At 37.6% G+C, this 22344-nt stretch carries 29 protein-coding genes and 1 tRNA gene; 11 read left to right on the top strand and 19 right to left on the bottom strand.

What is annotated here, in order from left to right:
• Positions 1 to 32: 32 nt before the first annotated feature.
• From GSQ84_RS17930 to GSQ84_RS27910, 3 genes are all read right to left on the bottom strand, one after another.
• Positions 33 to 650: a hypothetical protein gene (locus tag GSQ84_RS17930; RefSeq protein WP_216848960.1), complete on the bottom strand. Its 618-nt coding sequence runs from the start codon at positions 648 to 650 to the stop codon at positions 33 to 35.
• 189 nt (positions 651 to 839) lie between these two features.
• Complete coding sequence (locus tag GSQ84_RS17935; RefSeq protein ID WP_216848961.1) at positions 840 to 1811, bottom strand: ATP-binding protein; 972 nt, start codon at positions 1809 to 1811, stop codon at positions 840 to 842.
• Positions 1805 to 2158: a helix-turn-helix domain-containing protein gene (locus GSQ84_RS27910; RefSeq protein ID WP_216848963.1), complete on the bottom strand. Its 354-nt coding sequence runs from the start codon at positions 2156 to 2158 to the stop codon at positions 1805 to 1807. The genes GSQ84_RS17935 and GSQ84_RS27910 overlap by 7 nt, the downstream gene beginning before the upstream one ends.
• Positions 2159 to 2660: 502 nt before the next feature.
• Here GSQ84_RS27910 and GSQ84_RS17940 point away from each other — a divergent pair.
• Entirely contained in the window at positions 2661 to 3488 is an 828-nt protein-coding gene (locus tag GSQ84_RS17940) for a hypothetical protein (protein ID WP_158798643.1), read from the top strand.
• On the opposite strand, the gene GSQ84_RS17945 is transcribed toward GSQ84_RS17940, so the two are convergent.
• The 9 genes from GSQ84_RS17945 to GSQ84_RS17985 form a co-directional block, all read right to left on the bottom strand.
• Positions 3485 to 3940 carry a hypothetical protein gene (locus tag GSQ84_RS17945; protein ID WP_158798644.1) on the bottom strand — a complete coding sequence of 152 codons (456 nt, stop codon included), beginning with the start codon at positions 3938 to 3940 and terminating at the stop codon, positions 3485 to 3487. The genes GSQ84_RS17940 and GSQ84_RS17945 overlap by 4 nt on opposite strands.
• A 273-nt stretch (positions 3941 to 4213) precedes the next feature.
• Entirely contained in the window at positions 4214 to 6397 is a 2184-nt protein-coding gene (locus tag GSQ84_RS17950) for a TonB-dependent receptor (RefSeq protein ID WP_254070900.1), read from the bottom strand.
• A 58-nt stretch (positions 6398 to 6455) separates the two neighbouring features.
• On the bottom strand, positions 6456 to 6767 hold the full coding sequence (locus GSQ84_RS17955) for a DUF6660 family protein (RefSeq protein WP_158798645.1): 312 nt from the start codon (positions 6765 to 6767) through the stop codon (positions 6456 to 6458).
• 166 nt (positions 6768 to 6933) lie between these two features.
• Complete coding sequence (locus GSQ84_RS17960; RefSeq protein WP_158798646.1) at positions 6934 to 7593, bottom strand: hypothetical protein; 660 nt, start codon at positions 7591 to 7593, stop codon at positions 6934 to 6936.
• The gene (locus GSQ84_RS17965) at positions 7590 to 8576 is read right to left on the bottom strand and encodes a relaxase/mobilization nuclease domain-containing protein (protein ID WP_158798647.1); all 987 of its coding nucleotides are present in this window, start codon (positions 8574 to 8576) and stop codon (positions 7590 to 7592) included. Before GSQ84_RS17965 ends, GSQ84_RS17960 begins: the two co-directional genes overlap by 4 nt.
• Positions 8566 to 8979, bottom strand: a complete 414-nt coding sequence (gene mobC, locus GSQ84_RS17970; RefSeq protein WP_158798648.1) for a plasmid mobilization relaxosome protein MobC — start codon at positions 8977 to 8979, stop codon at positions 8566 to 8568. Before mobC ends, GSQ84_RS17965 begins: the two co-directional genes overlap by 11 nt.
• A 168-nt stretch (positions 8980 to 9147) precedes the next feature.
• The gene (locus GSQ84_RS17975) at positions 9148 to 9441 is read right to left on the bottom strand and encodes a hypothetical protein (RefSeq protein WP_158798649.1); all 294 of its coding nucleotides are present in this window, start codon (positions 9439 to 9441) and stop codon (positions 9148 to 9150) included.
• On the bottom strand, positions 9438 to 9716 hold the full coding sequence (locus tag GSQ84_RS17980; RefSeq protein WP_158798650.1) for a helix-turn-helix domain-containing protein: 279 nt from the start codon (positions 9714 to 9716) through the stop codon (positions 9438 to 9440). The genes GSQ84_RS17975 and GSQ84_RS17980 overlap by 4 nt, the downstream gene beginning before the upstream one ends.
• A gap of 404 nt (positions 9717 to 10120) precedes the next feature.
• A complete protein-coding gene (locus tag GSQ84_RS17985) occupies positions 10121 to 10888 on the bottom strand; it encodes a hypothetical protein (protein ID WP_158798651.1) in 768 nt (255 codons plus the stop codon).
• 182 nt (positions 10889 to 11070) lie between these two features.
• Between GSQ84_RS17985 and GSQ84_RS17990 the strand changes: the two genes are divergently transcribed.
• The 9 genes from GSQ84_RS17990 (at position 11071) to GSQ84_RS18030 (ending at position 16569) form a co-directional block, all read left to right on the top strand.
• Positions 11071 to 11400 carry a helix-turn-helix transcriptional regulator gene (locus GSQ84_RS17990; protein ID WP_158798735.1) on the top strand — a complete coding sequence of 110 codons (330 nt, stop codon included), beginning with the start codon at positions 11071 to 11073 and terminating at the stop codon, positions 11398 to 11400.
• A 40-nt stretch (positions 11401 to 11440) separates the two neighbouring features.
• Positions 11441 to 11773, top strand: a complete 333-nt coding sequence (locus GSQ84_RS17995; protein WP_158798652.1) for a helix-turn-helix transcriptional regulator — start codon at positions 11441 to 11443, stop codon at positions 11771 to 11773.
• A 33-nt stretch (positions 11774 to 11806) separates the two neighbouring features.
• A complete protein-coding gene (locus tag GSQ84_RS18000; RefSeq protein WP_158798653.1) occupies positions 11807 to 12364 on the top strand; it encodes a DUF6428 family protein in 558 nt (185 codons plus the stop codon).
• A gap of 10 nt (positions 12365 to 12374) precedes the next feature.
• Positions 12375 to 12869 carry a GNAT family N-acetyltransferase gene (locus GSQ84_RS18005; RefSeq protein WP_158798654.1) on the top strand — a complete coding sequence of 165 codons (495 nt, stop codon included), beginning with the start codon at positions 12375 to 12377 and terminating at the stop codon, positions 12867 to 12869.
• Between the two features lie 106 nt (positions 12870 to 12975).
• Positions 12976 to 13389: an arsenate reductase ArsC gene (locus tag GSQ84_RS18010; protein ID WP_158798655.1), complete on the top strand. Its 414-nt coding sequence runs from the start codon at positions 12976 to 12978 to the stop codon at positions 13387 to 13389.
• 87 nt (positions 13390 to 13476) lie between these two features.
• Positions 13477 to 14559 carry an ACR3 family arsenite efflux transporter gene (arsB, locus tag GSQ84_RS18015; protein ID WP_158798656.1) on the top strand — a complete coding sequence of 361 codons (1083 nt, stop codon included), beginning with the start codon at positions 13477 to 13479 and terminating at the stop codon, positions 14557 to 14559.
• Between the two features lie 39 nt (positions 14560 to 14598).
• Positions 14599 to 15369, top strand: coding sequence for a metallophosphoesterase (locus GSQ84_RS18020; RefSeq protein WP_158798657.1), 771 nt, complete (start codon positions 14599 to 14601; stop codon positions 15367 to 15369).
• Between the two features lie 2 nt (positions 15370 to 15371).
• Positions 15372 to 16106, top strand: a complete 735-nt coding sequence (locus tag GSQ84_RS18025; RefSeq protein WP_158798658.1) for a metallophosphoesterase — start codon at positions 15372 to 15374, stop codon at positions 16104 to 16106.
• 127 nt (positions 16107 to 16233) lie between these two features.
• Positions 16234 to 16569, top strand: coding sequence for a YnfA family protein (locus tag GSQ84_RS18030; protein WP_158798659.1), 336 nt, complete (start codon positions 16234 to 16236; stop codon positions 16567 to 16569).
• A gap of 7 nt (positions 16570 to 16576) precedes the next feature.
• Here the strand turns inward: GSQ84_RS18030 and GSQ84_RS18035 are convergent, their stop codons facing one another.
• The 4 genes from GSQ84_RS18035 to GSQ84_RS18050 are packed head-to-tail and all read right to left on the bottom strand — an operon-like array spanning position 16577 to position 18928.
• Positions 16577 to 16954, bottom strand: coding sequence for a hypothetical protein (locus tag GSQ84_RS18035; protein ID WP_158798660.1), 378 nt, complete (start codon positions 16952 to 16954; stop codon positions 16577 to 16579).
• Positions 16955 to 16965: 11 nt separating this feature from the next.
• The gene (locus tag GSQ84_RS18040) at positions 16966 to 17718 is read right to left on the bottom strand and encodes a hypothetical protein (RefSeq protein ID WP_158798661.1); all 753 of its coding nucleotides are present in this window, start codon (positions 17716 to 17718) and stop codon (positions 16966 to 16968) included.
• A 27-nt stretch (positions 17719 to 17745) separates the two neighbouring features.
• A complete protein-coding gene (locus tag GSQ84_RS18045) occupies positions 17746 to 18003 on the bottom strand; it encodes a hypothetical protein (RefSeq protein WP_216848964.1) in 258 nt (85 codons plus the stop codon).
• Between the two features lie 22 nt (positions 18004 to 18025).
• Positions 18026 to 18928: a HEPN domain-containing protein gene (locus GSQ84_RS18050; protein ID WP_158798663.1), complete on the bottom strand. Its 903-nt coding sequence runs from the start codon at positions 18926 to 18928 to the stop codon at positions 18026 to 18028.
• A 128-nt stretch (positions 18929 to 19056) separates the two neighbouring features.
• Here GSQ84_RS18050 and GSQ84_RS18055 point away from each other — a divergent pair, with 128 nt between their 5' ends.
• Entirely contained in the window at positions 19057 to 19446 is a 390-nt protein-coding gene (locus tag GSQ84_RS18055; protein ID WP_158798664.1) for a helix-turn-helix domain-containing protein, read from the top strand.
• A 103-nt stretch (positions 19447 to 19549) separates the two neighbouring features.
• On the opposite strand, the gene GSQ84_RS18060 is transcribed toward GSQ84_RS18055, so the two are convergent.
• From GSQ84_RS18060 to prfA, 3 genes are all read right to left on the bottom strand, one after another.
• Positions 19550 to 20767, bottom strand: a complete 1218-nt coding sequence (locus GSQ84_RS18060) for a site-specific integrase (RefSeq protein ID WP_158798665.1) — start codon at positions 20765 to 20767, stop codon at positions 19550 to 19552.
• Between the two features lie 246 nt (positions 20768 to 21013).
• Positions 21014 to 21087, bottom strand: a tRNA-Asp gene (locus tag GSQ84_RS18065).
• Between the two features lie 89 nt (positions 21088 to 21176).
• Positions 21177 to 22250 carry a peptide chain release factor 1 gene (gene prfA, locus GSQ84_RS18070; RefSeq protein ID WP_158798666.1) on the bottom strand — a complete coding sequence of 358 codons (1074 nt, stop codon included), beginning with the start codon at positions 22248 to 22250 and terminating at the stop codon, positions 21177 to 21179.
• Positions 22251 to 22344: the final 94 nt, after the last annotated feature.

A 22344-nucleotide genomic window follows, 5' to 3' on the forward strand; every position in this document is an offset into this window, starting at 1 on the left:
GTGATACTAATTTACGCAAAAAACTAAGAATATTAATTAGTTCCAAACGTGAATCCCTTTATTACCGTTGTTGCTGGAAACAATTCCTCTAGGTCTGCTAATTTCTCTTCATAGCTCTTTTGATCTAAAACGTTATTATCTAACAACCATTTTAAGTTATTATATTGAGATTCATAACTTATGTTCCTATTTAATTGACCATATCTTTCTATGAGAAAAGATTTACGCCTTGATAAGATTTGATTAATGAAATTTTCCAAATCTTTTTCTGTAGCCTTTTTACGTAAGAATTCTATTGCATTTGCATTGTTACTTTTAGATAGGTAACGAGCTTTTTTGAAAGTCATGATATATAAGATCAAACACACTAAAGCAAACGAAAGATAAAAGAATTCAGCACCATTTTCAACATCTCCACCGTTGATTCTGTCTATATATAATATGCCTGACACAATACTTAAAATTAGAGTTGGTATGAACCAAGCTCTAACACCACCGGAGAAATCAACTATTTTATTTCCAATATCTTCGTATTTAATCTCATATTCATTCGTTTTCATTATACTTCTATACCGCACTCGTAAACCGTCATCTGTAAATTTAAACCATCTTTTTTCAAATAACTTGTGCTGAGAGAAGTCATAGTGCATAGAATTATAATTTTTTAATTAAAAATACTAAAATCGATAATAAAGCCAATTTTCACTTAATAACTGGAAGAATATTGGACGAATGTATATATCACAAAACATCCTAAGGATAGGTAATACAGCTAAATCTGCATTTGATTAACACAATTACCTAAAAATACCGGACGAATACCGGACGAATGATCAATATTATTTAAGTGAATATTTAGTTAGCTTCCCCTTGCCAATTTTATTTATTATGCCCTTATCAATTAGCTCCTGTAATTCAATAGCAGAAATTGATTTTCCTATATTATTTATTTCCTGATATTTAGCATTAGTAAATTCTCGGACATCTTTTAAATAGGTAACAGCTTTAATCTGTCTTTCATTTAACCCTATTTGATTGAGGAAATCTTGAGAATAGGAATCTTTCAAAAATGTAACCTGAAAACCTCCCGAATTTTCTTCAAAGATAGGTTCTGGTAAACCATCGCCTTTGAAAGCATCAATCATTTTTTCTATACCTCGACCCCATGATTCGATATAGCCTGCTTTAAAGAATACTTCCGCAATGTTTTTATTCCGGGCTCTTGAAGGATGCTTGCTCTTTAACTTTTCAATTGTCAGATCTTCGGATAGTTTTCCTGGATTCCATAGTATAATTTTGTCGTCGTATATACTCATTTGAATAGTAGAATCCGTGTAGTCCTTATGTACAATGGCATTTAAAATAGCCTCTCTAATCGCCGCATCAGGATATTCAGGTTTTTCAATTCTTTGAATACCTTCGTAACCTATTTTCGAGATAATATATCGTTGCTTTAACAGAGTGATTACTGCTTCCACCATATCAAAAATATTTCCCTCTACTGTATCCTGGAATTTTAATTCGGAATCTGAGTCGCCAAATTTTCCTATTTTAAAATAACTGGTAACGAAAAATTTCTTAGGATTTTTGCCAAATAATAAAATACCCGCTGCTTTTAGTTCACCATCAGGGGTAATAAGCTGTAAATTTTCTAATAGGGTGGGAATGTCATCTTTTTCTGCTTCTTTATAAATCCTTCCACTTTTAACAGCTTTTTTAACAAAGGAAGAAATACTGTTAGAATCTAAGTCTTCGAGCTTTGCGTTACTAATGCCTATATCATCCCATGTCCTGCCAATTTTTTTCAGCAAGAACTCGTGAAGTGCTGCACCTTTAATTCTTGTTTTGTACTGCCTGAACGGAAATGGTAAGCTCCATGATATGAAATCGGCATTGGGCTTGGTGGTACGACTATTTCAATGTATTCTTTGCCTTTATCCTTTAAAAGGTTGACGTCAATCACTAATCCTAAATGATTAACTGCCTTATTTGGAATATCGTCCATTAACTTTTTAGGATCATCAATACCAGTAGCAATACCATTATCATTAACGCCAATATATATCTTTCCTCCTTGAGCATTTGCAAATCCACAAATCCATTTCAGATATTCATCCCGCCAGGATTGTTTGTATTCAATGTTCTGATGCTCGCTCATGTTTTATTTTGTTTGAAGAAAAGATTGACATCTGGTTATGCTGTAAAATTACACACAAATACTGGTAATGTGGTAAGACGATATTTGGAAAATAATTTGAAGACCTGATAGCCCTGTAAAAAAGGACTTGATCCTTAAAAGCTAAATTTTTGTCTTGCTGAGTATTCAGGAGGAGGTTTTAAATCAAAAAAGCCTCAACTTTTACAAGTTAAGGCTTTTTAGCGGACCGGACGGGACTTTATGAAAGTAGCCTAACGGCCTTTAAATGACGTTTTTTTAGCTTTTTTGATTAGTGACTCATGAATTACTCACTAATCTCATAGTACAATATAGCTGCAATGCTATGTTACGAATATACGGATTTTCCATTTAATTTCGTAAAAAAGCATGATCTAATATCTGTTTGCCTTTGTATGATGTTTTGTGTACTACTACAAAATATGGTCAACATTACTATGAAGAAATTGTGCTGTAAATTCTACATATTAAGTTACATTTATCTATGGAATGGCACTCTCTGATTCAACTAATTCTAACTTTTCTTTTAGCATTCTTTTCAATAATTCCAGAATTTAAGGTAAACAATGCTAGACAGCGCCAAAGCAGAACCGCCTTTCATAAGATCATACTATTTGCGAAAAAACCATTTGTGAGAATTATTAGTTTGATTTTTTTAATCGTTTGTTTGTTTACTAGTTCTAAAATTATGGCAGACATTTCATCAAAAGAAGTTAATGATGAAATAGAAAAAAGGGACAGCCTTAGAAAAATACAAACTTATCATTTGGAAAAGGCAATAACCGATAAGCTAACCAGCATGGGTTATCAATATGATTCCATAAAAAAGGAGCTGATTAGGATTAAAGACAGTTTGAAAGTTGCTCCAACTATTTATTTTGGTGAAAAGCCCCTGTTAGCGACTGGTTTTACATTGGATACAAGCAAAAATAATGTTGACGTTTTAAATATTGAAATTAGAATGGCTGGTGCCAATGCGAAATCAATTAACATCCTAACTTCAATTGCTGCGATAGTACACGGATCTCCTGTTTTGTTGTATAATAAACATAAAGCGTTTGCAAATGGAAATTCATTAGGAAAAGAATTGCAGCAGGCAAATTCTCCATTTGTAATAAATTCATCCTCAATGATTACTCATTACTTAATCTATCAAAAAGGCAGTTATACAGATATGAACAATCGAAGTTATGTCGTTGACAAAATTTCCTTAGTAGTAAAGAGACCTCCTTATTCCGGTGATCTTCCTTTTGGTCATATTAAAGTTGTTAAGGCCTTTTTTGACAAAGGCATAAAATTTACACTTGACTAGTTGTGTCCGAGTATATTCATTTTGCGAATAAAAAAACCTGTAAAAAAATAAAACGCCGCTGTACCAAGTGAAGCAATATGACAATACTGATTTATATTTTTAACCCATCCCATATCAACACCTCCACATCCAAGTCCATAACCAACTCCCATCGCCATAAAAGCAAATGCGGATGAGTAAATGGCTAAATCTTTAAAAATATTACGATTCACATTCTCCATTTTGACAGTCACACTTATATACATCATACTTACCCAAAAATTAGCGATGAAATAAAGTAAACCACTTCCACTGGTCAGCATTAAAGTTTTCATAAAATCCATTGATAAGAAAAGTTTGCTCTCAAAATAGTAAAAAACTAAAGTGGGAGCCAAAACACATAATGATACCACTGATAGAATATAAATAGTGGCAAATATTGGTAAACCTTTAATATCGTCTACAGATACCATAATTTTTAGAATGATCTTAAATATAAATTAAATTCTTAAATAGAGTACTGTTATTGGTAAAGGCGTTTGAAATACTGGGCTTACGCCAAGCAGAAACGTCTATCATTAGTACAATCTTTTCCATAAATGCAAAAGCAAAACCCCTTCGGTTTTGCAGGCCGCAAATGAGGGTAGGGAAAATGAGTATTATGTCATTTACTATGCTATCTTCATTTTTTTAGGCAGAAAATACATAAAAAAGTTAGTGGTATCATGAATACCACTAACGTTAATTTACAACTTAAACTTGATTCCGCCGTTGATCACAAATCCGTCAACAGGTGCATAAATGTCTCTAAAGACAGGATTAGTAATCGTGCCTGTATAGATCGTATCAAATTTTGTCTGACGGGTATCTGTTAAATTTTCGAAATTGACAAAGACAGAGAAACGCTCCCAAATCTTTTCTGCCATTAATCCAGCTGTCCAGTAGCTTTTTCCGGTGGTTCCGTCATTTAACCTTTGTTTGCTAAAATAATAGGCCTCAGCACCAATCTTCCATTTATCTTCTATTTCATACATCAAAACATTATTCAAGCGATGTTTTGATACTAATGGATAAGGTGAAGCTGTAACACCTGTTTGCTGATTGACGTCAGCCAACGTATAGCCTATAAACAGTTTAAAATCCTCATAAGTTATTTTTGCATTGGTTTCCATTCCCTTTGTATTGATATTTCCATTAGGTTGTATGTAGACTAATGTACTGCCTGTACCGGGAGTAAGTAAAATTGGATCTTTTATGCGTGTATAAAAGAACATTTGATTAATGCTAAAGCCTACTTTATCATCGAACAGAGATGTCTTATAGTTTATATCATAATTAGCCCCATAAGAGCGTTCCGCTTTAGTATTAGTAAGGTCAATTGGAAGCACATTCCTGAACTGTATGCGTTCTGCATCTTCTGTAAATACACTTGGTGCTTTGTAACCTAAGCCTCCGCCCAACCGGGTAGAGAAATGCTCATTGATCTTCCATAAACCTGAAATTTTTGGCAAGAAAAAAAATCCGTAATCATTGTGGTAATCACCACGGACACCAGATTCAATGCTGAATTTATCTGTAGCATTCCAGGTGTTTTGTACAAATGCACCAATGGTTGAATAATTGTAGCTGCGCAAAGCTAAATTACTGTGTTGATCTTCTTTGAAATGATCAGTAAGAAAGTTAAGTCCTGCTACCCAATCTGCCTTTTCACCATTACGTGAATAATTGGCCTCACTATAGGTAGATACCTGTACTCCGGAAAAAAGATAATCTGGCAGTTCAATACTCCGATCATAATAACTCACCGAATTGCGAAATACGAGCTTTTCCTTATCATTTAATTTATGATCAAGTTCTACTTGTGTACTGTATCGTCCAGTCTTATTCTGTTCAAAATAGCTGTGCTGACTACTGCCATTTCCTTTAATATATTCAAGATCGCCTCCAATCCTTTTTTCGACTGTTGTATTTAATCCGGCAGAAAGGGTAGTACCTTCGTTAAAATATATAAACAATTTTGGGTTCAGTGTGAAACGGTTAAATTTAGGAATGGCAGTAAGACCTATGTCCGAAGGGTCATAGGCTGATCCGTGATTGTATGCTCCATAAACTGTAACACCAACCTTTTGAAACTTCTGTGCATAAAATCCACTGGCATCAAGCCCTAAGGCTGATGTTCCATTCAGCAAGAAATTAAGCTGGCGTTCATCAGTGGGCTTTTTAGAAACAAGGTTAACTAAACCAGCTATGGCACCACCACCATACAGGGTTGAAGAAGCCCCTTTAATTACCTCTACTTGCTGTAAATCCAAAGGTGCTATTTGCAACAAGCCTAATCCTCCTGAAAAGCCGGAATATAATGGAAATCCATCACGAATGATCTGGGTATATTTTCCGTCAAGCCCCTGAATACGAATGCTGGAATTACCACTTGTTGCTGATGTCTGCTGCGTTTGAATGCCTGTACTTTCCGCAAGCATCATACGGATGTCCCCCGGTTTCATATTTCCTTTTTCGTCAAGCTCTTCGCCTGCAATAACCTCAATTCTTGTAGGTATATTGGCAATTGTTCTACTGCTTCTGGTAGCTGAAACGACCACTTCATCCAGATTGTCATCTTCTTCGGACGATTCCATTAGCACCATTGCGGGTGCATTTTGTTGTATTGGAAAATTTAAAGTGTCTACTTTGGTTTTAAAGCCAACGTAACTAAATTGTATCAACTGTTTACCAGATGGAATATTGCTTAGGATAACTGTTCCGTCAGAACCAGAGGCCGTTCCAATGCTTGTACCCTTAACCTTTACAGTTACACCGGGAAGTGTTTCTTTTGTTTTTGCGTCTTTAATGACAACTTTATAGGTGTTTTGGGCATAAGCCGCAACTGAGAAAAACAGCATGGCTGTTATCACAATTATTTTATTGATCATGTATTTTATAATTAAGTATTTCCATTAAAATCGGCCAAAATAAGGCTCTAATATGGTGTTAACTTAATCTTGGAGGCTGCCAAAGTCTTGAAGGGGGCTGTGTAAGTTCAGCAGTTAAATGAGAAAAATTGTGCTTTATTAGCTTTAGATATACGGTAAAACCTATAATTGAATAATTACTGATAGTAAAGCCAACACATGAAGCGCAAACATAAAAAGGAGAACAATTTTTACAACAATCCTCTTTCTCTTCTGTATTTTTATTAGCTTTTTGGTCATGATGATGTGCTGGATTGCCTTCTGCTTTGCAGCAAGGGACAGCAGTTAAGGTTAGCACCATTATGGAAAGTAGCAAGGCTAATATTTTCACGTTGTAAAACTACTAATTTGAATTTTAATTTTCGTATTTTAGGTTTCTCCCTTGAAGATTAATTTTGCCAAATTGTAAGCAGAAATAAGATTAAAAGAAGGACTGTTTTTAGCACCCACTTATTGATCTTATTTCTGTTTACATAATCTACATTACTACAATAGTTTTACAACTTAACTTTTTCTTTTCTCAATTTTCTAGCTTCTTTTTTAGCTTTTAAAGCTTCCTCGGCCACTTGTTTGGCTGCCGCCTCGGCTTCTGCTAGAGCAATTTGCTGGGCTTCCAGTTGCTTCGTTTTCTTTTCCATGCCTTCGGGGTTTGGATAGTACAAGGTATCCACTCCATATGCTACAGCTGGGGCAATCTGCCGCAACATTCTAAACTTTACATCATTGTCTTTCATCCTTCCATTGTCATTCCAGAGATAAAAGCACATACCTGTTGAAAATGCTGACAGGGCAAAAAGGACTAAGCCGCCGATAATAAAACCTTTTGTTTTGTCTTGAAAGCGGTGAAGTAGTTTGACCTGCATCTCTTTAGGGAAATTCCTAAAAAGTGTTTCCTGCATTTTGATGCTCGCCTCACCGCTTAACATCAGATTTTGAGTAGCAATAATCTGTTGGCTGATTTCATCCTGAAGTGGGGCGGTTTTGTCCTGTTCAGCAATTTTGATGATCAGCTCTTTTAACTCGTCAAGCTGTCCGCTATAATCTTTAACATCCATAAGTTTAGTTAACTTTTCTTCGGCACTGGTCATTCTTTCCCCTAATTTGATGGTGAGTTCCTGATTGTCCTGCAACTGTTCTTGTATTTCCTGTGTATTCATCGGCTTATTCCTTTTGATTGTTCATGATCTGTTTGTTGTCCGGGCTTCTTTTTCTTCTTCCGGTAAATTTTGGCATCATCCTGATCTGCTGATTGTGCTGGCACAAATTCCGGGCTTAATAGGATTTCGAGAAGGCTTTTACCTCCGCTAAAGGCTGGCTGGCTATCATGGTGGTAATCCGGTCTCAATACTTCTTTGATCTGATCTGCTAAAGATGGTCTGCTTTCTATAAATGTGGTTTGTTGCTGTTCTTTTTGCTGATTGAAACTGAGCTGGGCATTTAGATTACCATAGCTTAAAGACCTGTCAACGGCAGAGCCTTTCATCTTAAATCCATCTTTCTCGAAAGAAATGCCTTGTACCTCATTTGTCCCGCTTCGCCTTTTATATTCCATCTGTATGCCTTTAGCCTGTAAATTGCTCTCTAAGCCTTTCCAGTTTACTGACTCTTTAACTGCTGATTTGACGGCATCAAATAATTCATACCTTATTTGCTCTTTTCCGTTCAATGCCTGACGGTTTACCTGCTCTTTTCCTTTGCCTAAATGGTAGCCGTGTTTTAGCGTGATTTCCTTGCAGGCTTTAATATTCCGCCCGTAACTGTTATTATCAGAAATGGTATTGCCCTTGTTATCTACCCGGTTGTAAATGATGTGCATGTGTGGATTTTTTCCATCATGATGCCTGACCATTATATATTGGGTATTACGGATATTCATTTTCTCCATGTATTCCTTTGCACGTTCTACCATGATTTGATTGCTCAACTTTGACAGGTCTTCATTGCTCCAGCTTAAAACCAGATGGCCTACTGCTTTACCTAATCCCGGTCTTGTTTTCCTTTGTTGGTTAAGATCCTGGGTAATTAAGTAGGCATTTTGCATCCGCACCCCGTTGGCATCCAAGATTACAGCATCTTTCTTGTCAACGACATAACGGACGCAACCGCCAAAGCTCTTTCCTGTAATAGGCTTACCGATCATGTTTAGTAATTTTTAGCATTACTTCTTCTACCTGCGTGAGCATCGTCCGGCACTTAGCGGATAAGGACAACAGTCCTTCAACGTGAGCCAAATGGGTAAGCTGGTTCAGGTTATTAGCAAGCCCTGCCAATAATCTATACCATCCACTTTCCTCGGTAGAAAAGCGGGGCACTATGCCTGCGGTTTTTGCCGCCCTTCTAAACCACTCGCTAGGTTTTAAACCTGCCTTTTTAGATTTGTCCTCGATCAGTAACCGCTCGGTAGGGGTTAACCTGATCATCAGGATTTCACTCCTTTTGATCCCTTTCTTTGGCCTGCCGGGCAACCGTTTTTTTGCAGGCTTCGTATTTTCATCTTTGACTTGCATCCCTTTTTCTCCTTTCTCATTTTTCAATGTGACCATCGGGAGCGAACCGAAATTTTTCCCCCCAAGGGAAAAATCGAGTGTTTTTGTATAGCAAAAACATTAACTCGCTCCCTCATTTTCTCTAATTTGTACCGTTATAGAACTTCGTTAGAAGTTCTGCAATCGGGGCGGGAATTTGGTTACTTCCCGCTGGTTTCAGCCATCTTAATTCTGCCCGTCTTCGTTCAGTAGCCATATTGAACTGGCATGGGTCGGGTGGTAAGATGGCTCATAACTGATATACCCAAAATCAATTAATTCCTTCAAACATTTGTGATACGTCACAATTGATTTGATACGGGAGAAACGCATGAGCCTGCTCCGGCTAACCCGTGTAGCCGCTCCCGGTGAATGATCAGTGCGGAAATAAAATACCGCCATGACGAGACTCAAATGTGAAGGCAACAGACGGTGATCGTCTGCTGCTTTTTTCATAAAAGTGGTGGGTAGGTAATTCATAATGCACCTCCTTCCGCTGGGCTGTCCCCAAGCATGTGATTAATATCTTCGGATTTATAGTACATCGTTCCCCCGATCTTTTTAAAATGAAGCGTACCATTGATACGAAGGTTCTGCAATGTTCCCGGTGAAATGCTCAATATCTTTCTGACCTCCGCACTTTTTAACCAGGTCTTTGCAAATGGCTGTTGTGGCTGTAATACTTCTTTGAGTTCTGCAATCAGTTCGGATTTAAAAGTCTTTAAATCTTCCGGAGTGATAATGTCAATATTCATAATATCATATTCAGGTGAAACAATAGGTGTAACTGAATAGCTGTATATCTGATCATTGGTCAATCTGGATAAAACCCATAGCCCTTGATCTGACAAGCTATATATCTTCAATGATGGATGTACAGTTATGAACTGTTTTCAAATAGGGGTTGATCTTGGATTACTGTAGATGCCACCTTTACAATCAGGCTTTGATAAGGGGGCAAGGTGTTTTGATAAGTAATCTGCATACATTTTGATTTGACTCAAAAGTGCAGCGTAAACCCACCCGTTCATGACCCTTCAAAAAACGAGGGTAACGGGAGTGGGTAAATATTAAATTTCGGTCACAGCTAAACTTCTACCTGTCAAACAGATACAAATTATATGAGCAATGAGAAGAAGAAGTGCGAAATAAGAGACTGTTAGCTTCTTTTTTTTGCAGGGATGATTTTAAAGAGTTTTTTGTTCTCTGGAACAGGTGAGAATTTAGATTTTGAAAGGTCATCCGGGTCGGGTGTAAAATACCTTTTGATCCTTTCATATTTTATGGGCTGACGGTCTTCGGTGAAATACTTGCAAATAATTTTCATCCAAATTGCCTGTGTCTGGGCAAACGCCAATTCTATTTTGCCATCAATTGTTTGTTCCTGTATTTGTAAAATAATGTCTACTAAAGTTAGCACGTAGCCTTTTGGAATATTGATATGATCCTTAGTTTCCAGTAATCTGAACGTCTTTAACTCCTTATCCATTTTATCCATCTTATTTTGCATGGTATTGATTTGGTTCTGTTGCCGCATGATGATCTCCACCTCCGTTTCATGGGAGTTCCATTTGTCAATAGAAATCAAAAAACCGGTAAGACTTTTCAAATGTTTGATTTCCTGCTGGTCTCTAACATGATTTTTGCTTTCATAAATATCTTTCTCCACCAACGTTTTAAGCCTTGTTTCGATCAGACTCCATAGATGTGTGAAAAAATCCTCTTCCTTACCGTCTTCATGTTTAGCTAAATAATAGTTCAAATGCCGGGTGTAAAATTCTTCCCATCGACTGGCATCCGTGGCAAAAATCCGCAAAAAGAAATGCTTCAAAAAGCTCTTTTTGTTCCAGTGCAGATAATTTCCAATGTCTAGTGTGTTCTTAGAAAAATCAAATCGGTCTCGTTGTCGAAAATATTCTAAACTCATAGGATAGGGATATATCCAAATTTACCGAAATTAACCCTTACTCTCTATAGCTCTAAATATAATTCTCAACTTAAAGCCTTTTGATCATTTATGTAATATTCCTTATTGGTGTTCCAAAGGAAAGTTTTAAATAAAATTTTTGGAAATTATATATGTATATCGTAATATTGCAATATAAAGTTATGGGACTTACAAAAACAGAAATATTCACCGAAGAGCAAAACAGATTAGCTGTAATGCTAAAAGCTATGGCACATCCGGCTAGGATTGCTATCCTTCAACACATCATTAAAACTAATGCTTGTATCTGCGGAGATTTAGTAGAGGAACTAGGATTGGCACAAGCTACTATTTCACAACATCTGAAAGAATTGAAAACAGCCGGGCTTATTCAGGGAACTATAGAAGGCGTTTCTGTTTGTTATTGTATCAATCCTGGGGTCTGGGATGACCTGCAAAAACAACTTTCAGGGTTTTTTAATACTTATAGTATAAAGACTGATTGCTGTTAAAAAAATTTGGCCAGATACATCGTAATATTACAATATTAATATGAGCAAAGAGCAGGAAGATTTCAGGAACAATCAACTTAGGGCAGTGGAGATCCTGCGTATTCTTGCTGATACAAATAGTATTGCAATATTAGACCGTATACTAGTTATCAATACCTGTATTTGCGGAGAATTTATTGGTGTATTGAACCTAAGCAAACAAGAACTAAATGATCAATTATCGAGAATGATCAGTTCTGGCATCATTCAGGGCAAGATCAACGGATCAAAAACTTGTTATTGCCTGAGTCCTGACGTTCCTGATTTACTCGAAAATATACTTGGAAAACATACCTCTCACTACACCGCACACCTTTACTGCAATGAATGCTAACAGAATATATAATTGAACATAAAATTTAAAATCATGGATAAATTAGAAGCAATAAATTGGAAAACATTTAAAGAAACTTTGGAGCAACATCCTGATCTGACTCTACAATTTCAGTATGCAGAAAATAAGTGGGTGGGTGCTTCCTACCATATCACAGAAATAAAACAAGCCCCGATTGTATCTGTAGATTGTGGTGGGGTAATGAATAGCTGGACAGAGATTATTATGCAATTATGGGAGCCTACAGATGAAGATCAGGAAAGGGCAATGAATGTAAGCAAAGCCTTGTCTATTGTAAAGCTGGTTGAAAAGTCACTTCCATTGAACCCTTTGGGTACTGTTAAAATTGAATTTGGAAATTCGCAATTTGATACCAGACAAATGTTTCCAAATGACTTTATCATTTCAGAAGGAAATTTGGTAATTGATTTACGTCCTGACGCTGTACAGTGTAAAGCTATGGAAAGAGGGGGAAGTTGCGGCACAACGGCAACTGGCGAAGAATGCTGCGCTCCTGAAAAACCTAAAGTAGAATTGAAAAATCTTGCAGTAGCAGGAGAAAGTTGTACTCCCGGTTCTGGATGCTGCTAATCATATCATTATGATCAATATTAGGGGATTAGAACCAAATGATTGGAATGTAATTAAAACTATCTATCTGGAAGGAATTGCCACTGGACAGGCAACCTTCCAGACTGATGCACCTACATGGGAAGATTGGGACAAAGGACACTTGCCTAATTTACGCTATGTGGCAGTAATTGATCAGCAGGTTGCGGGATGGATTGCCTTGTCACCAGTTTCAGGCAGATGTGTGTATGCTGGGGTTGCCGAAGTAAGTGTTTATGTTGCTGAAAGCTACAGGGGTCAAAAAATTGGCTATCAATTGCTGGATTTTCTGATTACCGAAAGTGAGAAGCAAGGTATATGGACACTGCAAGCAGGGATATTTCCTGAAAATCTCTCTAGCCATTCATTACATCAGCGTTTAGGTTTTCGCATTATTGGCTTTAGAGAAAAAGTTGGAAAACAACATGGTATTTGGCGCAATGTGAATTTATTGGAAAGAAGAAGTAAGATTGCCGGAACTGAATAAAAGATAAATAATTCTATAATAGATGAAGCCTGCATGAGCTTACAGCTCACACAAAAAAAATAAGATCATGCAAGCTTCATAACAGATAAAAAACAATAGGAAAGTGATGAAAAATATATTAGTACTCTGCACGGGAAACAGTTGCAGGAGTCAATTAGCAGAAGGATACCTAAGATACTTTGCTGGTGATCGAGCAAAGATCTATAGTGCCGGAATTGAAACACACGGAGTAAACCCAAAAGCTATTCAAGTAATGGCAGAGGATCATATTGATATTTCTAATCATACCTCTAACCATGTAGATGAATATTTATCCGTCCCTTTTGATTATGTAATTACTGTTTGCGACAATGCAAATGAAGCCTGTCCATTTTTTCCGGGTAAAGTGGAACGTTTCCATGAGAATTTCCCTGATCCCGCAAAAGCTACCGGATCAGCAGAAGATGTAATAGAAGAATTTAGAAGAGTACGTGATTTGATTAAAGTTTTTTCAAAGAATTTTGTACAGACTCACCTTTAAATACAATTTGGGATGGGGCATTATAGCCCTTATTCTTTTTATCCTTGCATCGTAAAATAGCAATAAAACAATATTAAATAAAACATCATGTCAGCAAATAATTGCGCACCAGCCAACGAAAGAAAGAAACTTAGTTTTTTAGACCGTTACCTCACCTTATGGATTTTTCTAGCAATGGGTATAGGCATTAGTATCGGTTTTTTTATCCCTTCTTCTTCTGGTTTCATCAATTCCTTTTCAAGCGGAACGACAAATATTCCACTCGCTATTGGCCTTATCTTAATGATGTATCCCCCACTTGCAAAAGTTAAATATGAAAGAATGGGAGAAGTTTTTAAAGACACCAAGGTTCTAACTGTGTCGTTAGTTTTAAATTGGGTTGTCGGCCCGTTGCTTATGTTTTTCCTCGCCATTACTTTTTTAAGGGATTATCCTGAATATATGATCGGCTTAATACTGATTGGACTTGCAAGGTGTATCGCTATGGTAGTTGTTTGGAACGAATTGGCAGAAGGCAACAGGGAATATGCGGCAGGTTTGATTGCATTAAACAGCATTTTCCAAGTACTGTTATACAGTGTATTCGCTTATGTTTTCATTACTGTGCTTCCGCCTTACTTTGGTTTAAAAGGTTTGGAGGTAAATATTACAATTGGTGAAATTGCTAAAAGTGTAGGCATATATCTTGGGCTGCCGTTTGCAATGGGCATTATCAGCCGTTATGCCTTAATCAGTTTAAAAGGTGAAGATTGGTTCCAAAATAAATTTGTTCCCCTGATCTCTCCAATTACATTGATTGCCCTACTGTTTACCATTGTGATTATGTTCAGTTTAAAAGGGGAATTGATCGTACACATCCCTATGGATGTAATAAGAATAGCTATTCCATTGGTTATTTATTTTTCAATTATGTTCGTATTCAGCTTTTTTGCCGGGCGCTATTTTGGTGCTGATTATTCTAAAAGCACATCAATAGCTTTTACAGCCACAGGAAATAACTTTGAATTAGCGATAGCAGTCGCTATTGGTGTATTTGGGATAAATTCAGGTCAGGCATTTGCGGGTGTAATCGGTCCACTTGTGGAAGTACCCGCACTAATTGCCTTGGTAAATCTGGCCTTTTGGTTTAGAAAGAAATACTTTAAAGCGATACCTGAAACTACTGTTTAGCAAAACATCCAAATTAGAAAATCTAAAATTTATAATAATATGAAAATTGCTCTTTTTTCAGATATTCATGCCAATCTCCCTGCTTTAGAAGCATTCTTTAAAGATGTAGAAACAAGGGATATTGATGCCATGTATTGTCTTGGTGATCTTGTTGGCTATAATATCTGGCCTAATGAAGTCATCAACGAAATCCGTAAACGTGGTATTCCTACTATAGCAGGCAACTACGACTTCGGTATAGGCCAAAGTAGTGACGATTGTGGCTGTGCTTACAAAACCGATGAAGAAAAAGAAATGGGTAAAGTTTCCATTGCCTATACAAACGAAGTAGTTAAAGACAAGGAAAGAGCCTATTTGAGAACCCTACCTGCTCACATTCGATTGGAATACCAGTTAAATAAGTATAAACTTACCGTCCTTCTGGTACATGGCAGCCCACGACGGGTAAATGAATACCTGTTTGAAGATAGGGAAGAAAAAAGTATGCTGAGGATTATGGAGCAGGCCGATGCTGACATTATGCTTTTCGGCCACACCCACAAACCTTACCACCGCATACTAGATTCGGGACAAGGTGATGAAAACCACTTTAGACATGCTGTCAACATTGGATCAGTTGGAAAACCAAAAGATGCTGATCCAAGGGGCGGATACGTGATACTTACTTTAAATCCAGAAAGTTCATGTAAAGTGAAAGAAAGCATTGTTGTCGAATTTATCCGGTTTGAATATGATGTAGAAAAGGCAGCAGAAGCGGTTGAAAATAGCCCTTTGCCGAATGCTTACGCTGATATGTTAAGAAACGGATAAACATGAAAATAGCACTTTTTTCAGATATACATGCAAACCTTCCAGCATTTCAGGCAATGTTACAAGATATGGAAAAGCGAAAGCCTGATGCAATTTATTGTCTGGGAGATTTAGTTGGTTATCACATTTGGCCTAATGAAGTGATTGCTGAAATTCGACGACGTGGGATTGCAACACTTGCTGGCAACCATGACCAGAAAGTTGAAAAAATCATCACCATCCCTGATAGTTTAAAAGAGGCGGGGAAAAATTATGCTTACCATTTGATTGACCAGGAAGGAAGGAACTATTTAAAGACCCTTCCGGCTCACATTAAGTTAGACTATCAACTGGCTGAACATAAAATGAATTTGGTCTTTGCTCATGGAAGTACCCGGAGTATAGATGAATATATTTTGGAAGATACTAATGAAGCATATGTATTAGATTTACTTAAAGAAGCCAATGCAGATGTTTTATGTATTGGCCATTCACACAAGCCATACCACCGGGTAATTTTAGCTGAAAACGGGGAAGAAAAGAATATAATAAATATAGGTTCAGTGGGTAAACCAAAAGACGGTAATCCACAAGGCTGTTATGTATTACTTACAATTAATATACCGTCTACACCTGAAAAAAAACAGCTCGAAGTGGAGTTTATCCGTTTTGATTATGACGTTGAAAAAGCAGCAAGGGCAATAGAGGATAGTTTGCTTCCCGACGAATTTGCAGACCGTTTGAGAAAAGCCTATTAGTCTTGTTTTAATGGCTACAGAGAATGTTCTTTCTGTAGCCATTATAACAGATTAGAAATTTAGTACGTTTGTTCATAGAGCGCATGAGAGATATACCTGCCGGAGATAACCTGAACGAACCAATATTATGACGATTATTAAATCATTACTTATTTTTATTCTTGCTGGACTGTGTGAAATTGGCGGTGGCTATTTAATTTGGCTATGGCTAAAAGAAGATAAGCCTATTTGGTACGGCGCACTTGGTGGAATTATACTTTGTGCATACGGAGTAATCGCAACATGGCAGACTGCAAATTTCGGAAGGGTATATGCTACTTACGGAGGCATTTTTATTGTATTGGCACTGTTATGGGCTTGGAAAGTTGATGGCTTTAAACCAGACAAGTGGGATGTCATAGGGGCAACAATTGCACTTGCAGGTGCCTGTATTATCATTTATATGCCACGTTCAAGTATGTAAGGCATTGTTATAAGGTATCAGTAATATATTTCGCTCTTTCAGCAAGCACGGCTTTTAGCCAATTCCTCATAATATCCCTTCCGGTAGTCATAGAGGTGTCGCAAGATGCCGGGTTAGCATCATAATTATATTGCATGGCCTGATCAAAGGTATCCAGAAAATGTTCTTCGAGTTCCCGGTTTACTTCATAATGGGATAATTCCACCTCTAAAAATTGAAGAAAAAACAGGGTGCCCCAGCGGTTATTGTTACTTGGGCTACTATAGTATTCAGGCAGGGATACCTGATTGATGAACTGCTGTACAAAGTATTCTGGATTGATCTGGTAGATCGAACACAGGGTCTCAAAGTCTTCTGACAAGGTAATGTGAATAGTGGTTTCCATAGGGCATAGGTTTAATTGGGGTTCATGGTCTGATAATGTATGCGGTAAAAATCCCGAAGGGTATCTACCTTTCTTTGAATGTCACGGATAATGTAAACTTCCAGACGAAGTTCTTCTAGCCGGTCATAGAAATCAATCTCCCAATCGGTCAATTCTATCCTGATATGTGGATTTCTGCCAAGACCATTGGCGATTTTCAAAAAAAAAGTATGGACGAAATTGGAGTATCCTTTTAGTCCAAAACCTACGTCGGCATCCGCTACAGAGATATAGCCCATGAAATATTCCAGAAATTCTTTTGGATAACAGTCATATACTTCACAAAGCACACAAAAGTCCTTACTTATTTTTAAGGCAGAATATTCATCAACATAGATCATATCAGATGGCGTATATCGACGCTCCATTGCATTAAAGATGTTCTCCACAAAACAGCGGGTGTAACTGCGTTTGGTAGTGGTTTTCCATCCCCTTCGTTTCATATGGGCAAGGATTTCAATTTGTCCCATATTACGCAAAAATAGTTTTCTGCATTTTCTCATTCCTGTACTGAGAATACGGGGCTTTTTCTTCCTTCTGTAGCAGAAGATCAGGCAGTGGCAAGCCTCTGAAAATCCCTCGTGATAGGTCTTGTTGATAATGTCATAGACTGTTACATGATCAACAAACACCTGCAAGACCTCTGCAACATCTATTTTATATAAACTACAGGCTACTTTAAATTCCATCGGAATAACGATGGGTTCATTTTTCTTCTGTCTCATTACCATAATTTTAAAATCAACAATGTACTATTTGGTCTGTATCTTGGTATAAAGGTAGCTGGCATCTAAAAACTCCATAAACTGGGTATAAAAGCACAGCATATCTTTTATGGTTTCTTCGTTGGCATATTGGGAAGACTGGAATACCCATCCTTTATACAATTCCCAAAAATTCTCCCTTGTTTCGTGGATAGGGAAATCGTGAAAGAAATAATCCATAGTTTCAAAAGGGTTCTTAATCTCCCTTGCTTGCAGACGGGTAGGCTGATAATTCAGCTTTTTCATTATCTTCTTACTTTTCATGTCTTTAGGCTTCATCAACTTTGAATTCACTTTCTCCTTTTAGCTCTTTGTATAAAAAGGCTTCATGCTCTAGTTCTTCAATCTTGGCACCGCACATCTCTTTAACAAGGTCGACAAATGCAGATACACGGTTATATAGATGATGGGCATCCTGCGCACTAACCTTAAAACCTTCACCGTAACGTGAGCTAGAATAACTTTTCATTAATAAGCTAAAGAGTCTTTCATCTTCGGGATTGCCTGATATAAATGTTTGTAGTGGTTTTTCAGAAAATGCGGTGCATAATCGCAACATGCGTAATAAGTTATGCACTTCTGTACGGTAGGCAATATGTACCCGGACCACCAAAATACAGCACTGTTCAACAACTTGGTGTAGCATAAAAGTGGATACATTATAATCCTCTTTAGACAGGCATTCCCCTGCACCACGTAAAAATCCTTCGGCAAGGGGCATGCGGTGTTGATAATGTTTTTGTGCTTTTTTCGCAGATTGAGAGGGAATGAACTTTTCAATGAAATCAAAATTACCCATACCGTCACGGCTATATAACAATTGTCCGGTAGTATAAACGGTCATGAAAAATCGGTTATTGGCTTTAATTGCAGCCAAAATACTTTCCTGACCGTGACAGATGATTCCAATCCTGCCATGCTGATAGTAAGTATTGGAGAATTCCTGCACCTCGTGATCAATACGGGTGGCAGTTTCTGTTACCATTAGTAAACTATAGTTACTGTAATGGCTGTTTTGGTGATCTTTAAAACAGCCTGTAGTTTCCGTTAATACTGTGGTTTTAGCAAAACAGAAAAGCTGTAGTGGTTGAAACTTGTCGACCAGGCTTTGGACAAATGTTTTGAAGTAGCCCGTTTGGTGATCTGTTGCTGAAAGAATGTGCATATCCATATCGGTTGGTTTTTGATTTATTTAAATCAAAAATGCCGGGTAATACTGCTGTGATCTACTAATTGCACTGGTGGTTTACTAAAAAATCTTGGTAGTTTACTATCGTAAAAATCATTATATTTGTTAGTATGGAAACACCTACTAAATCTAGCAAAATGCACTTAGGCCGAAAGATCAGAGGAATACGGGAACTTCGGAATATAAAACAAGATTATTTGGCTACTCAACTTGGTGTGAGCCAACAGACGATTTCAAATATTGAGCAGAGCGAAGAAGTAGAAGAAACTACCTTAGATAAAATTGCAAAGGTCTTAGGGATTTCAGTTGAAGGGATCAAAAATTTCACGGAAGAGGCTGTAGTCAATTTCTTTAATACATTCAACGATACCAGTGCATTTAATAATCATTGCACCTTCAACCCATTAGATAAATTAATGGAAGTTGTTGAGGAAAATAAAAATTTATATGAACGCTTACTTGCAAGTGAACGTGAAAAAATTGAGTTGCTTAAAAAATAATAAGCAAAAAAGCGGTATGATCAGGTGACCATGCCGCTTATCTAAATTAACGCTCTCCATATAAAGACGTTTGATATAGGGAAATATTGTTTGGCCTATAAAATTAAGCTGCCACAGGTTTCTTTTTTAGTACCTCCATATCTTCACCTACTTTGTTATCCATGATCTTGGCATAAATCTGTGTTGTCTTAATACTTGTATGGCCGAGCATCTTACTTACACTTTCTATCGGAATCCCATTCGCCATTGTTACGGTGGTGGCAAAAGCAACTCTGGCAACTTTAAATGTCAAATGTTTTTCTACTCCGCTTAAATCTGCAACCTCTTTCAGATAGGCATTCATTTTTTGATTACTATTCATTGGTAGTACCAGTCCGCTATCAATACATAATGGATGATCCGCATAACGTTCCATAATTTCCAATGCAACTGGCAACATCGGCACATTGCAGGGAATACCCGTTTTATGGCGTTTTTTAATAATCCATAGTGAACCGTCCACACCTCTGATGATTTCTGACTTTTTCAATTCCACCAAATCAATAAAGCTCATTCCTGTATAGCAACAAAAGATAAAAGCATCACGAACTATTCTTAGCCGCTCTATGGCAAATTCTTTCTTATAGATGCCTTGTATATCGGATGGGGTTAAAATGACCTGTTGAACCTTTGTGATCTTATTTTTATGGCCGCTAAATGGGTCATAGGTCATCCATCGATTAGCAAAACAAATACGTATCACTTTACCCAAATTTTTAAGGTGCTTGACTGCTGCGTTATTTTCACAACCGCATTTACTTCTCAAATAAAAATCAAACTCGGTAATAAAATAGTTGTCTACTTTATCCAAAACCACATCGGTAAGTTTAAACTTATAAAGGAGAAAGGATTTAGTATGCTTTAAAGTAGTATTGTATTTAGTCAATGTTCCTTGGGTAAACCCTTTTCCTATCAGTGCTTTCACCTTATCATTATGATCTTGAATAGCCGTAATCAGGGTATGGGTTTCTTCTTCAACGCCTAAATATTTATTTTTAAGTGACAGGGCGGTGACCTCCCTTCCGGCTTTAAATAGATCGGTATGCGCCTGATCAACTTTATCCTCAATCGTTTTTAGATGGCAGTTGATGGTTCTGGCATCTTCCTTTTTTCCGTCTAATCGAAGCGTCTTAGCATTCCAGCGTTCAGGTTCACATTGTTTTCCGGTTGATAGTTCTTTAGGTACTCCATCTACAGTAATACGCATGTAAATCGGCATTGCACCAGCAACATAGTTTTTTGGCTTCTTCAAATAGAAGAGCAGGCTAAAAGTGTTTTTCATCTTTTTCAGATTAGAGTTAAACAAAATTAGCGTTGCAGCTACGGGCAGTCAAGATGTTCAGATTATGAACTAGCTGTAATACAATTACTTACATGCTTTTCAGTGAGTAGGGCATCCGCCTTGATTGACTCACTGAATTACTCACTGGTAGTATGAGAAAAATTGAATATTTCCAGAAGTCTGTATATCAAAAAAGCCTCTAATCATACGATTAAAGGCTTTTTGAATGTTTTACTACTTATCTTGCGGACCGGACGGGACTCGAACCCGCGACCTCCGCCGTGACAGGGCGGCATTCTAACCAGCTGAACTACCGGTCCGTTTCTCCCTTTCGGGAATGCAAATATAGGAACTATAATCACATTACAAAATTAATAATTGAAGTATTTTTCAATTAAAACCTAACTCATTAAGCTACAGAGCCCTCTTTCATCTTTTCTGCGTTCTCAGCGAACTGTAATGCATCAATCAGCTCCTGAACACCACCATCCATCACATTATTCAAGCTGTACAAGGTTAAACCGATACGGTGATCAGTTACCCTCCCCTGTGGATAGTTATAGGTCCTGATCTTCGCAGAACGGTCTCCTGTAGACACCATGGTTTTACGCCTTGCAGCAATGTCACCATTCTTTTTCTGCACTTCAATATCATATAATTTACTACGCAGCATTTCCATCGCAATTTCACGGTTACCCAGCTGTGAACGCTCCTGCTGACAAACCACTACCATTCCAGAAGGCCTGTGGGTAAGCTGTACCTTAGTTTCTACTTTATTTACGTTCTGTCCACCGGCACCACCTGACCGGGAAGTCTGCAGGTCAATATCCGCAGGGTTCAGGTAAAAGTCGATCTCCTCAGCTTCAGGTAACACTGCTACTGAAGCAGCTGAAGTATGTACCCTTCCCTGTGTTTCTGTATCAGGAACACGCTGCACACGGTGCACGCCAGACTCATACTTAAGCTGTCCGTATACATCTTCACCAGAAACCTTCATGATCACCTCTTTGTAACCGCCGGCAGTTCCTTCTGTAACATCCACTACTTCTACTTTCCAGCGTTTCTGCTCAAAGAAACGGGTATACATACGGAACAGATCACCAGCAAACAATGCTGCTTCATCACCTCCGGTACCACCCCTGATCTCAAACACTGCATTCTTAGCATCTTCAGGGTCTACAGGGATCAGCATCAGGCGAACCTTCTCCTCAATTTCTTCCTGTTGTTTTAACAACCCATCAAGTTCCTCTTTGGCCATTTCACGCATCTCCGGGTCCTTTTCAGTACTCAGGATCTCTTTATTGGCATCGATGTTACTCATCACATTTTTGTAGATCTTATAAGCATCCACAATCTTGGTCAGGTCTTTATATTCTTTATTTAATTGGGCAAAACGTTTCATATCCTGCATGGTATCAGGATTGCTTAATTGCTCTTCAACATCTTCCCAGCGAATTTTTATCGCTTCTAATTTCTCTAACATAATCTTTTATTCAGAAAATAATTAATCGCCCGACCAGCATACCCTCCATATTGATTAATCCACAAAAACAGCGGAAACCAGCTTATTAAAGATA

It is taken from the genome of Pedobacter sp. L105, assembly GCF_009765875.1.
Classification (GTDB): domain Bacteria; phylum Bacteroidota; class Bacteroidia; order Sphingobacteriales; family Sphingobacteriaceae; genus Pedobacter.